This is a genomic window from Staphylococcus sp. HMSC062A01 (assembly GCF_001836805.1).
Classification (GTDB): Bacteria; Bacillota; Bacilli; order Staphylococcales; family Staphylococcaceae; genus Staphylococcus; species Staphylococcus haemolyticus.
Window position 1 is genome coordinate 65,302 of sequence record NZ_KV830607.1, and the last position, 15,241, is coordinate 80,542.

The window sequence follows — 15,241 nt, forward strand, 5'->3', positions numbered from 1 at the left end:
ATAGCATGCCTTTAACTATGAATGATTTAAATTTGATATAAAATGTTAAAGCCATAATAATAAAATTAAAAACCTGAGACATAGTAAAACGTCTCAGGTTTAGTTATCTTAAGTTATTCATGATTTACTTTTACAATTCTTGTATATTTAAGAAATTGATTTGAATATTTGCTTTTTATATCTTCTAGACGGTCGTAAGTTACACCAATAATATGCCAGTTCGGATTAAAATGATAGAATGAATCTTTTTCTCTTGACCATTTTACCATTTGTCCCTCTTTATTATATCTAGGTAATGTTACTTCATATCCTTCTAACACATTGATGTAAGTTTGGAAAATGTCAGGATCAATTCTATTAAAATTATCGATGACTAAATAACTTTTATCATTTTTAGGCATTAATTGAGTGATAAAACCTTCGCGATAGTATAGGGCACCAGTTTCATTTGGTAAATATTTACCATATAACATGTCCTCTGTAAAATCCGGATGTCCACTAGTTATTACAGGATTTGCATTTGTCTTTTGTAATAAATTATTTGCCGCTTTCAATCCTTCTTCACGTTGTTCCACAACCAACAATATAAAAGGTTGTATTGACTCATCATGACTTGCTGAATCAATTTCAGTTTTTTTAATTGTTTCAAAAGGTGTTTTCACACTATCATTATTACTCATTTCAATAATAGCATCGTATTGAGTTTGACTCATGCTTGCGATGGCTTGTTTCGCATTTTCTTGTAAAAAATAAAGATTTTTTAACTTAGGATGTTTATTTAATGCACCTAATGTCACTGGAGTAATATGCTTATCATAATATATTTCAATGGCAGTACTATTTGTTCTACCAGGAATAGGTGGTTTCTCATGAATATGTCGAGAAACTTCTCCAATACCTACCACTGATTGATTTTCATATTTATTATAGAAGATAAGATTATCTCCTATTTCTAACTGATTGTAAAAATGATATCCATTACGTTTAATGCCATTATACGTATGAGTATAAATAGTATAATATTCTCCTGATTCAAATGACTCAGTTTCAGAAAGGAAGAAATAACGTGGAAGTTTCACTTCACCTTTACCTAGTGAAACAATTAAATCATACTCTTCTTTAGTTAATTGATTGATTAAAGTTTCACGCATATTATTCATGCGAAAATCAAGCGTTTCACTTCGTTTTAAATAATCAGTTGTAAGTGGTTTTAATAGTTCATTAAATTTAAATTCAACTCTAATTTTATTTTGAGCACCTGTTTGAACACTAATAATTTCTCCAATACCAAGTAACCCAGTATCTGTTTGGACTTGATAAAATATAACTTGATCCCCTGTCTTAGCCTTTTTGAAGGCTCTAAAACCTTGAGTAGGGTTGAATTGAGCTCCAGATTCAAATAATGTTGTTTGACCTACTAACGGTTCATTGTGATTCCATCTAGTATAGCCACAGTTAAGCCAAAAGTAATTTACTTCTTCTTCCATTGTGGGTCTCCTTTAAATTAATTCTCGAAAGTTATTATGTATTTTAATTGATTTCATTGTATTTTAATTAAATGCTATGTTTATTAAGTTATGCTATAAATCTTAACATATCGTCGTTATTTATGTTTAATTTTTTTAGTGTTTTATCTCATTTTAATAAGTTGTTATAAAGGGGAACATTCAGAATCCATTATAAATAATTCTAAATATTCCCCTATGCATTAATTTAATGAGGTGCTAGTAAACTACCTAATAATGGCATTAGATTGATCATGATGCCACCAAGTTTTAGTAATCCACTTAAATCTTTGTCTTTAATAGTAATAATTGCACTTATAATACCTAATATAGCAACAACTCTAGGAATAACAAGTGAAGGATATTGTGGCATATTGAAAAAGACACCTGCCCCTGCTATCACACCACATACTAAAGATATATATAAAAACTGTTTCAATATTCACACTCCTCTTTAATACAATGAATCATTTATAACACGAACAATAAAAATCAAATATAACTAATGATTAGCGTAAAGTCTCCTTCAAAGACACTATCTAAGTCTTCTGAAGTCAGCACAAAATTGGAACCTTTTTGAATCTTGAAGATTTCTCCATCAATAATAATTTGTCCATCACCATTTAAAACTGAAACAAGACAAAATTCTCTAGGTTTCATATAATTTAATGTCCCACTAACTTCCCATTTAACCATTGTAAAGAAATCATTAGACACAATGTGACTGCATTTATGATTTTCAATAATTTCATTTTCGGGAACGATACTAGGTAGTTCTTGAGAATATTGAATAACATCTAATGCTTTATCAACATCTAATGAAGAACTATTTTCACGTTGTCTATTATAATCATATAATCTATATGTAATATCTGAAGATTGCATTGTTTCATACACAGTTATACCTGAACCGATTGAATGTATAGTACCAGCAGGAATAAAATAAAATTCCCCAGGTTGTACTTTAACTCTTTTTAAAGATTCCAAGAAATTATCTTGGCTAATCTGATCTTTCAGTTCTTCTTTAGAGTTAACCGTAGTACCAATTAAAACTTCAGCATCTTCTTCTGCATCAATAATATACCAACATTCTGATTTGCCATATTGCCCATTTTCAAATTCATAAGCATAAGAATCATCTGGGTGAACATGAATCGATAGCGGTTCATTCGCATCAACTATTTTGCACAATAACGGAAAATCTTTGCTTGGAAAATCACCGAACAATTCTCTATGTTGCGTCCAAACTTGGTCTAATGTTTGTCCAGCAAAAGGCCCGTTAAGGATCATACTCTTTCCATTTGGGTGTGCAGAAATCCCCCAACATTCTCCTGTGGATTCACTAGGTATATCATAATTGAATTGAGTTAATTTATTACCGCCCCAAATTTTCTCGAAAAAAATAGGCTTTAAAAATAATGGCATAGTTGCACCTCCTAAAACCATTTAAGGCTATATTCTCTATTTCTAAAGTAAATGATAATATCTGATTTATATGTATAAAACTTAAAAATTAATTATGTAAAAGTGAAATTATATTCAAAATAATTATTCAACATCACTTGTGTTACCATTCGTTTCTTTATTATATCAACTTTATCTCTATTTTAATAGAAATTATTTAAATGATAAAACACATAAAGAAGTGGGACAGAATTCAATTAGAATTCATTATCCCACCACAACTGAAATAATTACTATTAGTTAAAGTTTAATGAAAGCATTTTTTAATTCAATGATTATCTTTAAACAACTCATTTATTCAAATGAAGACAATGCTTCGATTATTGATTGATTACCTGTAATAACTTGGAATTCTTTATTTATGAATTTATTCTCAGATAAAGCAACTTCTTTTAACACAGATGCCACATCTTCTCTAGGTATAGAACCTCTTCCATCAAAGTATAAATCAGTCTCTATTTTAGAAGTTCCTTCTTTATCTTCTAACGCACCTGGATGAACAATCGTATAATTTAATCCAGAATTTTTTAAGTGTTCATCAGCATAGTGCTTAGCAATTGTATATGGTTTTAAATCACCGCTTGAATCAAAAGCTTCACGACGAGCATCATACGTTGACACCATAATATAATGTTTAATATTGGCTTGTTTACTAGCTTCAATTGTCTTAATCGCACCATCTAAATCTACAATAATAGTTTTGTCAGCACCTGTACTGCCTCCAGAACCCACAGTAAATAAAACTTTATCATAACCGTTAAATGTTTCAGTTAAGTCTTCAATACTATCTTTTTCTACATCAACTAAAGTTGCTTCAATATTATCTTGCTTTAATGTTTCGATCTGTTCGTTTTTACGTACTCCAGCTGTAAAATCTACCTGATCTTCTTTTAGTTGCTTTACTAATTTAGAACCTACTCCACCGTTAGCACCTATAACTAATAAACTCATTCAAATCGTCCTCCTTAATATTTCTACTTCCATCAATTTACCACTTAAATAAAAATTAAAACGTAAGTCATTTTTGACATAGTCAATCATGTATATTAAATTAATATATGAACATATATTCATATATTAAGGGGTGATTTATTTGAATGTATCTTTAAGCAGTTGGAACGAAGATGCTACCTTAATACAGACTACGGAAATTTTTAAAGCACTAAGTGATACAAATAGATTAAGAATTCTATTATTGTTAGAGCAAGAGGAATCTAGTGTTGGTCATATTACACATACGCTAAACTTGAGCCAGTCTAATGTTTATCATCAACTTAAAATCCTTAAACAAGCTAGACTTGTTAAGTCCTTAAGACAAGGTCAATCAAAAATCTATTCGATTGATGATCAACATGTTTCAACCCTATTGAAACAAGCCATTCATCATACGAAACATCTAAGAGGTGAAGTTTCAAATGACTAGTCATTCTCATACACATTCACACAACCATTCACATGTACACACTAGTAATAAAAAAATTTTAGCCATTTCCTTTATTATTATTGGACTTTTCATGGTGATAGAAATTGTAGGTGGCTTTATTGCTAATAGTTTAGCATTATTATCTGACGGACTACATATGTTCAGCGACACAGTTTCTCTAGGTGTTGCCCTTATTGCATTTATATATGCTGAAAAGAATGCCACATCTAGTAAAACTTTTGGTTATAAACGTTTTGAAGTTTTAGCTGCATTGTTTAATGGCGTCACTTTATTTGTTATTAGTATAGTTATTATCGTTGAAGCAATTAAAAGATTTTTTGCACCACCTGAAGTTCAATCAACAGAAATGTTTATTATTAGTTTAGTAGGCTTAATAGTTAATATCGTAGTAGCACTTATAATGTTTAAAGGCGGAGATACCAATCACAATTTAAATATGCGTGGTGCGTTTATTCACGTACTAGGAGATTTATTAGGGTCTGTTGGTGCAATTATTGCCTCAATACTCATATGGACATTTAATTTTACAATTGCAGACCCTATTGCGAGTATAGTGGTTTCACTGCTAATTTTAAAGAGTGCATACGGAATTACGAAATCATCTATTAATATTTTAATGGAAGGAACGCCCTCTGACATAGATTTAGAACAAATCATCTATACAATAATGGGTCATGAGGAAATACAAAATGTTCATGATTATCATGTTTGGACTATTTCTAATGATATGAATGCTTTAAGTTGTCATGCAGTAGTAGATAAATCACTTGCGATAGAGGCTTGTGAACAATTACTTAAGCAAATAGAACATGAATTAGCACATCTTAATATACAACATATGACGATTCAATTAGAAACACCAAAACATCAACATGACGAATCAATTTTATGTTCTGGAGTTATGCATCAACACTCACATTAGTATAACTTATTAAAAATTAATCAGGGGTTAGACGTTGAATTCGAGTTAAATTCTGTCTAACCCCTGATTTTTAAAACTTATAGAAAATGTTCAAAAATGAGTTGCTTCGCTGGCACTTGTTTTTCATCAAACCCTTGTAAATATTCTTCATTATCATAAGGTAGCTTAATTCTTTCGATTGAAAACTCATTATCATTAATAGTTACAATACCGTAGACGGCATTGGCTCCATTGTTTAAACCTATTGCGCCAGGATTAAAATAAATTGTTTTATTATCATCATATAAATGCATTTGATGGTTATGGCCAAATGCAATTAAATCAGCATCTTTATCTTTAAATAATTCAATAATATTTTCTTTACTATTTTCAGTAATTGGACTAAACGGCTGTCCTTCTATGCCAGTCTCCAATTTTTGATTCTCAATTTCATAATGAATGAATAGTAATTTTTTTCCACAAATAGTTTTTTCGATATATCTAGGTAACAAATTAAGTTGGTCATAGTAATCTTCATCCATATGGCTCTCTATCCATTGATGATGCTCATAAAATTTATCCTTCAAATCTTCAGGATAAGGCGTGTTATTTACTAATGACATAACCGCTTCATCATGATTACCAGCTATAATTTCCATATCATCACGATCAAATATTGTATCTAGTACTTTATTTGTTTCATGACCAATTCCGATATTGTCCCCGAGATTGTAAATTTTATCGATATCTTCTCTATTATCAATATCATCTAAGACAGTTTGTAATGCATCGAAATTACCATGCACATCTGTAATAATCGCGAATTTCATGATGATATCTCCTTTCAAAATTTAATCATTAGCATATTTTAACACTTAATCTTCAAATATGTTAGATATTATTTTAAAAAAAGTATAAATTTTGATATTGTATTTATATTAAAGTAAAGGAGTGCTTATATTTGTTCAAATATCATAGTTTGGCATTAAAAAATGCTAAACCGCAAATTCTTAAGACGATTTTGTTTAGTATCGTTAGTTTCATTGTAGTATTTGCGGTTTTTGCTGTTGCTAGAACTTTCTTTATGCAATATTTCATGCAAATGCAGCTAGCAGCGCAATTACAACAATCATCGGGTCCATATTTAATTATTATGATCCTGGCTTTATTATTGGGATTATTATTCTTTATATTTGCAGGTTATCAATTACTAGCAGGTGCAATTAATATTATTGCAAAAGCAATTTCAAGTGAAAATGTTCATTTCAATGACTTATTTGTTGCATTCAAAAAAGGTAAATATGGTAAGAGTTTAATTTTATCATTAATCTCAATTGGCTTATTTATAGTGATGTACTTAATTATAATGGCATTAAATTATTTATTTAATTTAGCATTAACACCTTTATTTACATCATTACAGTCAGCTGTAAGTTCATCTGATAATGCAATTGCCATTTTATTAACAATTCAAATTATTATTTTAATTATTATTGGATTAATTACATCAATCGTATCATGGTTCTTTTTCATTTTAATGATTAATTATACTGTTTCATTAGTAAGAGAATCTAACTATAGTGCCATGTCTCACTTTAAAGATGGCTTTAAAGGTATTAGAAATGGCCATAAAACTTGGTTTAAATTCTTTATAGCTGTTCTTTTATTAAATTTAATTATTATTATCATTACTCAACCACTTGGTGCAATTCTTTCTGTAACAACTGGAAACATGTCTCAAAAAGTTGCTACAGTCATTCTGTATGTAGCACAAGTAATTATTGTTATATTACGTTTAATCCTTTATTTTGTTCTTATAATGGGTGCAGTTCAGTACTTCTTAAAACGTGGTGAAAAATTAAATAAAACTACTAACGAGAAGAAGAAAAAGCACAAAAATAAAAATGACACATTGAGTAATCAACAAAAAATTGACAATACTCATCAATCTTCTAAAAACAATGTTGAAGAACATTCAAATAATGTTACAAACAATGTTAAACAAAAATCTGAGAATTCCAAAGATGAAGCAAGTCATAATTTCAATAAAGATAAATAATACAAATAAGGTGGAACCCAATTAAATAAGGGTTCCACCTTTTATGTTCCACAATTTTATTTTAGGAATTTGCTTTCTAAGAATAATGCAGCGCCATCTTCTTCATTAGTGAATTGTGTCACTTCATTAGTAATTTCCTGTATTTCTTGTCGTGCATTTTTCATTGAGACGCTATAACCACCAAATGCAAACATAGCTCTATCATTATCACTATCCCCTATTACAAGCGTGTCTTCTTGTTTAACATTAAAGTGTTCTATCATTTCTTTAATACCCGTTCCTTTATCGGTATGATATGCCATAGTTTCAGCGTTAAATCTTGATGAATTAGAAACACTAATGTTTAAAAGCACTTGATTTTGAATAAGTTCATCTCTAAAAGTTGTTATTTTTTCTAAGTTTGGCGTAAATAAATAAATTTTAGCATAGTCATCTTCAGGTATGTCCTCTTTCCAATCAATCTTACCAGACATTGCATCTAATCTTGATTTCCATTCACTTTCGCTTACATGATTTGGAGGCGTATCACCTTTAATCATCTCTTGCATCCATGCTTTATCTTCATTTAGCGCAATTCTTGATCCATTAAATGGGAAAACTTCATAATATATTTCTTGCTGTTGTGCTAAAGATACGATTCGTTTAACACTTTCACTCAATAAACTATGCATGAAAAGATTATCACCGTTTACTTCTCCACTCGTACCATTAGAACTGATGATTCCATCAACTTCAAATTGAGGAGGTACAAGTTGATCAATCTCTGTATATGATCGACCAGTTGCTAAAAATACCTTATATCCCTTTTCTCGTAATTCATCAATAATTGATTTTGTTTTAATTGAAGCTTTATTATTCTCATGTAAAATTGTTCCATCCATATCTAGAAAAATCGCTTTGATATTATTCAATGTCATGTAGCCTTCTCCTTTACGTGTCTTTTTTAAAATTGTGGCATTATTTGATGAAATGTGCAACGAGATTACCCTATCATGTGTAAAGAAAATCGATTTTTATAATTCACAACTTCTACATTTCTATTGAAAAGAGATGACATCGTCTTATTAGTTAAAACATCATCAATCTTTCCTTGTGCAAAATTCATGCCTTTACTTAAAATAAAAATTTTATCAAATATTGGTATGATTTCTTCAATGAAGTGTGTCACATAAATGATAGTAATTTCAGGTCGCTCATGTGATAAAGTTTCTAATACTTCCAATAGTGTTTCACGCGCTAAATAATCTAAGCCCGAAGCTGGCTCATCTAAAATTAATAATTCTGGATTACTTATAAGCGCACGTGCAATCATAACCCTTTGTTGTTGTCCAGTTGATAAATAACCGAGGTATTCATTCTCAAATTCTGCCATACCGACTAATTTTAATAGCTTCTGCGCTTCTAAAAATTGTTGATGATTGAATGTTTTGTATAGGCCAATAGATTTAAAATAGCCACTTAATACCACATCTATCACATGCTCTCCATCTTGAAATTGATTAGTGAGCTTGTTTGAAATGAAACCTATATGTTGTCTCACATTATCTGCTGAATATCCAACCATTCCAGGTGTCATACCAAAAAGGACTATGTTGCCCCTTGTAATTGAATCATAAGCGTTTAGAATATTTAATAAAGTTGTTTTTCCAGCACCATTTAAACCATATAATATCCATTTATCCCCTTTTTTAATATTCCAATCAATACCGTTTAATATATGCTTACCTCTTCTATATCGATGTACATTATTCATTGAAATTAGCATAGTATCACCTCACAATACGATAATTGTAAGATAATTCAGACATTTTTCAAAATAACAGACTGTATATTTTATAAGTTAGTATTTCAAATAAAAAAGGAGCAAGATCAAATTCTTAATGAATTTAACATCTTGCTCCCACTAGGGTAACTACATTAGAGAAGAGCATACGATTAACGCTTTCATAATTAAGTTAGCCACTTCAATTTCAATGTTGTCTAACCTTATTAAATTTTATCCCGACTCAAAATTTATACGAATTATTCAACTGTAACTGATTTAGCTAAGTTACGAGGTTTATCTACGTCTAATCCTCTGTGTAGTGCTGCATAGTAAGCAATTAATTGTAATGTAACTACAGATACAAGCGGAGTTAATAACTCATGTACATGTGGAATTACATAAGTATCTCCCTCTTTCTCTAAACCTTCCATAGAGATAATACATGGTTTTGCACCACGTGCTACTACCTCTTTGACATTACCACGAATTGATAAGTTAACCTTTTCTTGTGTAGATAATGCGATTACAGGTGTGCCGTCTTCAATTAATGCAATTGTACCATGTTTAAGTTCTCCACCAGCGAATCCTTCAGCTTGAATATATGAAATTTCTTTTAGTTTTAATGAGCCTTCAAGACTTACATTATAGTCCATTGTACGTCCGATGAAGAATGCATTACGCGTTGTTTCTAAGAAATCCTTAGCAATTTGTTCCATTACTGGAGTATCATCTACAATTGTTTCAATTGCAGTTGTTACTTTAGCTAATTCTCTCAATAAATCAATATCATTATCTCGACCATGTGCTTTAGCTACAACTTGAGATAAGATTGATAAAACAGCAATTTGAGCTGTATATGCTTTTGTTGAAGCAACTGCAATTTCAGGACCAGCATGTAATAACAATGTATGATCTGCTTCACGTGATAATGTTGAACCAGCCACATTTGTAACTGTTAATGATTTGTAACCTAATTTGTTAGTTTCTACTAACACTGCACGGCTATCAGCAGTTTCACCTGATTGAGAAATATAAATGAATAATGGTTTTTCAGATAATAGTGGCATGTTATAAACAAATTCAGAAGCTACATGTACTTCAGTAGGTACACCAGCCCATTTTTCTAAGTATTCTTTACCAACTAGACCTGCATGATAACTTGTTCCTGCTGCGATGATATATATACGATCTGCAGCTGCAACATCCTTAACAATTTCAGGGTCAATTTTTAGGTCACCATTTTCATCTTCATACTCTTGAATAATACGACGCATAACTGCTGGTTGTTCATTAATTTCTTTAAGCATGTAGTGATCATAGATACCTTTTTCAGCATCTGAAGCATCGATTTGAGCAGTATAAGTGTCTCGATCTTGTACATTTCCATCAAGGTCTTTAATAGTTACACTGTCTTTTTTAACAATAACAATTTCATGGTCATGAATTTCTTTGTATTCATTCGTTACTTTAATCATAGCTAATGCGTCTGATGCAATGACATTGAAGCCTTCTCCAACACCAACTAATAAAGGTGATTTGTTTTTAGCTACATAGATTGTATCGCTATCTTGATTATCAAGTAAGCCTAATGCATATGAACCGTGTAATAGAGAAACTACTTTAGAGAAAGCTTCTTCAGTTTCTAAACCTTTATTCGAGAAGTGTTCAACTAATTGAACAATAACTTCTGTATCTGTCTCAGATTGGAATGTTACATCTGATAAATATTCACTTTTTAATTCTTCATAATTTTCAATTACACCATTATGAACTAATGTAAAACGTTCATTATTAGATTGGTGAGGATGTGAATTCACTGTACTTGGTACACCGTGTGTAGCCCAACGTGTGTGACCGATACCAACGTGACCATCAGTGTCATTGTTGTCAGCAACTTTTCTTAATTCTGCAATACGACCTTTTTCTTTAAAAACAGTTGTACCATTATCGTTTGCAACTGCAATACCAGCTGAGTCATACCCTCTATATTCTAATTTTTCTAATCCTGATAATAATAATTCTTTTGCATTATCATATCCAATATATCCTACAATTCCGCACATAAATTTTTCCTCCGTTAAATATAGCTTGAAAATTTTATCTGTTATATAAAATTTAAAAAGGTAACGTGTTTTTAAACATTAGTAATTTTATTAAAAATTCTATTTATTATTAATGTTTTATCTTTATTGTATTTACCCATTAAAGCCATATTATATTTCTAAGATTTTATAAATTTTAGGCATTCTTATTATTTTTGTGCATTTAGTTACCTAAATGTTTTAAATAATAAGCTAACGAATGAGCCACATCCGGAATAGCATCCGCCGATATTTTCGATGACTATTCTCCTCGTCTGCAAAGTAATAAATTGCCCTACAAAAGCTCTCATATTTAACTTTTGATTATAGGTACACTTATATTTTGCCCTGGCGCTTTATAATTAATTTTGAACTTTCCTCCTTCCAATATTATTTATTTTACACTTTTCAGATAAATGAATGCAAACAATTTCCGACCTTTTTAGTAAAAATTTAAAATAAATATCTTTTGTAATCTTCTAAAATACATAATAATTGTTTCTTATTATTAAATTATTACCAAACAATATCGCAACCAATTAAATGAAAGCGCTTCAACAATAACCGTTAATTAATCATTTAAAAAACCTCCAAAGCTACACATTAAATGTAAACTTTGAAGGAAAACGAAAATTGTTTTATTAAATTGGTTACTCTAAGCCCATTTTAGATTGAACTTCATCAGCAATTCGTTGTGCAAAACGTTGCGCATCTTCGTCAGTTGAAGCCTCGACCATTACACGAATTAACGGTTCTGTACCTGATGGTCTAACTAAAATTCTACCTTCACCATTCATTTCAGTTTCTACTTCATCCATCACTTTTTTAACATCTACATTTTCTTCTACATGATGCTTATCTGTAACTTTAATATTGATTAGAGATTGCGGATATTTTTTCATTTGAGCAGCTAACTCACTTAAAGGTTTACCACTCATTTTAATAACAGCAGCTAATTGAACACCAGTTAATAAACCATCTCCTGTAGTATTGTAATCCATCATAACAATATGTCCTGATTGCTCACCACCAAGGTTGTAGTTACCTTTTCTCATTTCTTCTACTACGTATCTATCTCCAACTTTTGTTTTATTAGATTTGATACCTTCGTTTTCTAAAGCTTTATAGAAACCTAAATTACTCATAACAGTAGAAACAATCATATCGTTGTTTAATTCTTGGTTTTTATGCATTTCTTGACCAATAACAAACATGATTTGGTCACCATCAATAATATTACCTTTTTCATCAACAGCAATTAATCGATCACCATCGCCATCAAATGCTAAACCAAAGTCGCTTTCAGTTTCAAGAACCTTTTCAGCTAATAATTCAGGATGAGTTGATCCACAATTATCATTAATATTATAACCATCTGGGCTGCAGCCAATTGTTTCAGTATCAGCTTCTAAATCTCCAAATAAGAAAGGTGCTAGTGCTGATGTAGAACCATTTGCACCATCAAGTGTGATTTTTAATCCTTCTAAATTAACATCAATAGTTGATTTTAAGTAGCTTAAATATTTCTGAGCACCTTCGAAGTAATCAGAAAAATGTACAATATCTGTTCCAACTGGTCTTGGTAAATCAGGATTTTCTTGATCCAATAATGTTTCAATCTCTTCCTCTTGGGCATCAGATAATTTAAAACCATCTGCACCGAAGAACTTAATTCCATTATCAGCCACTGGATTGTGCGAAGCTGAAATCATTACACCTAATTCAGCTCCCATTTCTCTAGTAAGATAAGCTACTCCAGGTGTAGATATAACACCTAATCTCATAACTTCAGCCCCAATTGAAGCTAATCCTGCAATCAAAGCAGATTCAAGCATTTCACCTGACACACGTGTATCTCTACCAACTAAAACTTTTGGTCTATCAGCACCTTCATTATGTGCTAATACATAACCACCATAACGACCCAACTTAAATGCTAATTCAGGTGTTAACTCTTTATTGGCTATTCCTCTTACTCCATCAGTACCAAAATATTTTCCCATCATTAATACTCCTTTTTAATTTGTTATTTTAAGCTAATATGTGCTGTTATTTCATCTGGATCAGATTTCTTTACTTTATCTGGTAAATTTAATTGAACATTCTGATCTGTAGATTCAGTTATATTCTTAAGATCAACATTTGCCTCTATCTCATTAATATCTTGTAAATCATCTCTATTACCATAAATCTCTATCTCATTCTCATCAAGTGTTATATCATCCAAGCTAGCACCATCAGGTAAACTGCCTTTTTTATTAATTTTAACTTTAACCTTTTTGCTGTATTCTTGGAGTTTAACATTTAATTTGACTTCATTAGGCTGTATATTAACATTTAATTTATTTAATGATTTATCAAAAGCAGTAACATCTGCTACATCAGAAGTATCTTGCCTTAATTTGTTAGCTTCTTTATAAGTAGCTTTTAAATATGCGATTTTCTTAAGTTGTTCTCGTCCTCCAGTTATTTTGACAGAATTAGGCTCAACAGAACTGTCTTTCACTTTATAGTTTGGGTCTATATCATCTTTCCCTATATCTGCTTGAACATGCATCGTTTTAGTTTCTTTATTTTCCAAAGTAACATAAGCTTGCTTAGGTTTAACATTGTAATTAATATCATTACTTAAGCCTTTAACGATATAGTCTTCTTTGTATTTTCCGGCTTTAGCGTTGGATAAATCCACTGCAACTTTGATATCATCGGCGTTTTCGATTTTTAATAATTTAGATTGTGGACCTGAAACAGTTACATTAACAGTCTCAGGAGCTTTAGTTACATGTAATTCTTTGGAATTATAAATTATCTCAACAGGTACATCTTCAATTGTTTTAGATGAATTTTGTGATAAATTATCATTACTAAAAATATTTCCAAATACATTATTAACTGATAAATAGAAAAAGATTGCCAATAGTAAAGCAATAAATCTGAGACCCCATTTACTTTCTAGCATCTTATTTCACACCTTTCTTTTGAAAGCGTGTGCCAAACCAATGTTCGGCTAATAATTCTTCAAATACCTCAGTTGAGATATCTCTACGTAATTTACCATCAAAAGTTACAGATATTGAACCTGTTTCCTCTGAAACAACAATTGTAAATGCGTCTGAAACTTCAGAGATACCCACTGCAGCTCTATGTCTAGTTCCTAGACTTTTAGAAATTTTAGCACTATCTGATAAAGGCAAGTAACTAGCTGCACTAGCAATCTTAGAATTTTGAACAATCATTGCACCATCATGTAGCGGCGTATTTGGTATAAATACATTAATTAATAATTCTTGAGATATTTCAGAATTCATCGCTATACCCGTTTCAATATAATCTTGTAATCCCGTTTCTTTTTCAAAAACAATCAAAGCACCAATACGTCTTTTAGCCATATATTGAACAGCTTTCGATACTGCTTCAATTAACTTTTCTTCATCATGACTGTATGTATTATTATAACGTTTAAATAAGCTTCCACGACCTAACTGCTCCAATGCTCTTCTTATTTCGGGTTGGAAAATAACAATAAGCGCAAGAACACCCCATTGAATTACAATATCAAAAAGTTTAGATGTAGCAGTTAAATTTAGAATTTTACTCACTTGTTGACCAATTACAATAAAAAGAATACCTTTAAGTAATTGAATTGCTTTGGTTCCTTTAAATACAGTTATGAGAAGATAAAGGACATACCATACTATAAGTAAATCCAGCACACTCGTCACAATTTTTAATGTACTAAGATTATCAAAAAAGTTGGAAAAATCCATAGCATCTCCTCCGAATATATTTTCCATAGTCATAATTATACCAATGATAATTTCAACTGTCATATGAACAAATAGATTGTATTAAAAAAAGTAGATTATTCAATTAATCAGCAATTGATTAATGATTTATTACCAATATAATCAATCTTCAAATAGATAAACTCTATAATAGTTTTATTTAATTTTATAAAAAAAGCACTCCTGATTAGGAGTGCTAATAAGTGAGCCATAGAGGATTCGAACCTCTGACCCTCT

At 30.6% G+C, this 15,241-nt stretch carries 14 protein-coding genes; 3 read left to right on the top strand and 11 right to left on the bottom strand.

The annotated features are described in order from the left end of the window. Window positions 1-113: 113 nt before the first annotated feature. The 4 genes from HMPREF2715_RS03260 to HMPREF2715_RS03275 all read right to left on the bottom strand — a co-directional run bounded on the left by HMPREF2715_RS03260 (window position 114) and on the right by HMPREF2715_RS03275 (window position 3,920). Window positions 114-1,487 (bottom strand): EVE domain-containing protein, encoded by a 1,374-nt coding sequence (locus HMPREF2715_RS03260; RefSeq protein ID WP_070580798.1) that lies wholly within the window; start codon window positions 1,485-1,487, stop codon window positions 114-116. A 226-nt stretch (window positions 1,488-1,713) separates the two neighbouring features. Continuing rightward, complete coding sequence (locus tag HMPREF2715_RS03265; protein ID WP_011275203.1) at window positions 1,714-1,944, bottom strand: hypothetical protein; 231 nt, start codon at window positions 1,942-1,944, stop codon at window positions 1,714-1,716. A gap of 53 nt (window positions 1,945-1,997) precedes the next feature. Further along, the gene (locus tag HMPREF2715_RS03270; protein WP_070580800.1) at window positions 1,998-2,930 is read right to left on the bottom strand and encodes a type I phosphomannose isomerase catalytic subunit; all 933 of its coding nucleotides are present in this window, start codon (window positions 2,928-2,930) and stop codon (window positions 1,998-2,000) included. Between the two features lie 333 nt (window positions 2,931-3,263). Next, on the bottom strand, window positions 3,264-3,920 hold the full coding sequence (locus tag HMPREF2715_RS03275; RefSeq protein ID WP_048667988.1) for an SDR family oxidoreductase: 657 nt from the start codon (window positions 3,918-3,920) through the stop codon (window positions 3,264-3,266). Window positions 3,921-4,062: 142 nt separating this feature from the next. Here HMPREF2715_RS03275 and HMPREF2715_RS03280 point away from each other — a divergent pair, with 142 nt between their 5' ends. Together HMPREF2715_RS03280 and czrB are read left to right on the top strand one after the other, a co-directional pair. Continuing rightward, window positions 4,063-4,392, top strand: coding sequence for an ArsR/SmtB family transcription factor (locus tag HMPREF2715_RS03280; RefSeq protein ID WP_070839388.1), 330 nt, complete (start codon window positions 4,063-4,065; stop codon window positions 4,390-4,392). Continuing rightward, complete coding sequence (gene czrB / locus HMPREF2715_RS03285; RefSeq protein ID WP_070839390.1) at window positions 4,385-5,335, top strand: CDF family zinc efflux transporter CzrB; 951 nt, start codon at window positions 4,385-4,387, stop codon at window positions 5,333-5,335. Before HMPREF2715_RS03280 ends, czrB begins: the two co-directional genes overlap by 8 nt. A 77-nt stretch (window positions 5,336-5,412) precedes the next feature. Here the strand turns inward: czrB and HMPREF2715_RS03290 are convergent, their stop codons facing one another. Beyond that, entirely contained in the window at window positions 5,413-6,144 is a 732-nt protein-coding gene (locus tag HMPREF2715_RS03290; RefSeq protein WP_037551877.1) for a metallophosphoesterase family protein, read from the bottom strand. A gap of 131 nt (window positions 6,145-6,275) precedes the next feature. Here HMPREF2715_RS03290 and HMPREF2715_RS03295 point away from each other — a divergent pair, with 131 nt between their 5' ends. Continuing rightward, on the top strand, window positions 6,276-7,373 hold the full coding sequence (locus HMPREF2715_RS03295; protein ID WP_070580807.1) for a lytic transglycosylase: 1,098 nt from the start codon (window positions 6,276-6,278) through the stop codon (window positions 7,371-7,373). Between the two features lie 56 nt (window positions 7,374-7,429). On the opposite strand, the gene HMPREF2715_RS03300 is transcribed toward HMPREF2715_RS03295, so the two are convergent. The 6 genes from HMPREF2715_RS03300 to cdaA all read right to left on the bottom strand — a co-directional run bounded on the left by HMPREF2715_RS03300 (window position 7,430) and on the right by cdaA (window position 14,986). Continuing rightward, window positions 7,430-8,284 (bottom strand): HAD family hydrolase, encoded by an 855-nt coding sequence (locus tag HMPREF2715_RS03300; protein ID WP_256327009.1) that lies wholly within the window; start codon window positions 8,282-8,284, stop codon window positions 7,430-7,432. A 71-nt stretch (window positions 8,285-8,355) separates the two neighbouring features. Further along, window positions 8,356-9,138: an ABC transporter ATP-binding protein gene (locus HMPREF2715_RS03305; protein WP_070580811.1), complete on the bottom strand. Its 783-nt coding sequence runs from the start codon at window positions 9,136-9,138 to the stop codon at window positions 8,356-8,358. Between the two features lie 257 nt (window positions 9,139-9,395). Beyond that, on the bottom strand, window positions 9,396-11,201 hold the full coding sequence (gene glmS / locus HMPREF2715_RS03310) for a glutamine--fructose-6-phosphate transaminase (isomerizing) (RefSeq protein ID WP_037538885.1): 1,806 nt from the start codon (window positions 11,199-11,201) through the stop codon (window positions 9,396-9,398). 668 nt (window positions 11,202-11,869) lie between these two features. Beyond that, on the bottom strand, window positions 11,870-13,222 hold the full coding sequence (gene glmM / locus HMPREF2715_RS03315; RefSeq protein WP_070678216.1) for a phosphoglucosamine mutase: 1,353 nt from the start codon (window positions 13,220-13,222) through the stop codon (window positions 11,870-11,872). Between the two features lie 23 nt (window positions 13,223-13,245). Then, the gene (locus HMPREF2715_RS03320; protein ID WP_070580815.1) at window positions 13,246-14,178 is read right to left on the bottom strand and encodes a CdaR family protein; all 933 of its coding nucleotides are present in this window, start codon (window positions 14,176-14,178) and stop codon (window positions 13,246-13,248) included. Window position 14,179: 1 nt separating this feature from the next. Next, on the bottom strand, window positions 14,180-14,986 hold the full coding sequence (gene cdaA / locus HMPREF2715_RS03325) for a diadenylate cyclase CdaA (protein ID WP_070442168.1): 807 nt from the start codon (window positions 14,984-14,986) through the stop codon (window positions 14,180-14,182). Window positions 14,987-15,241 lie beyond the last annotated feature (255 nt).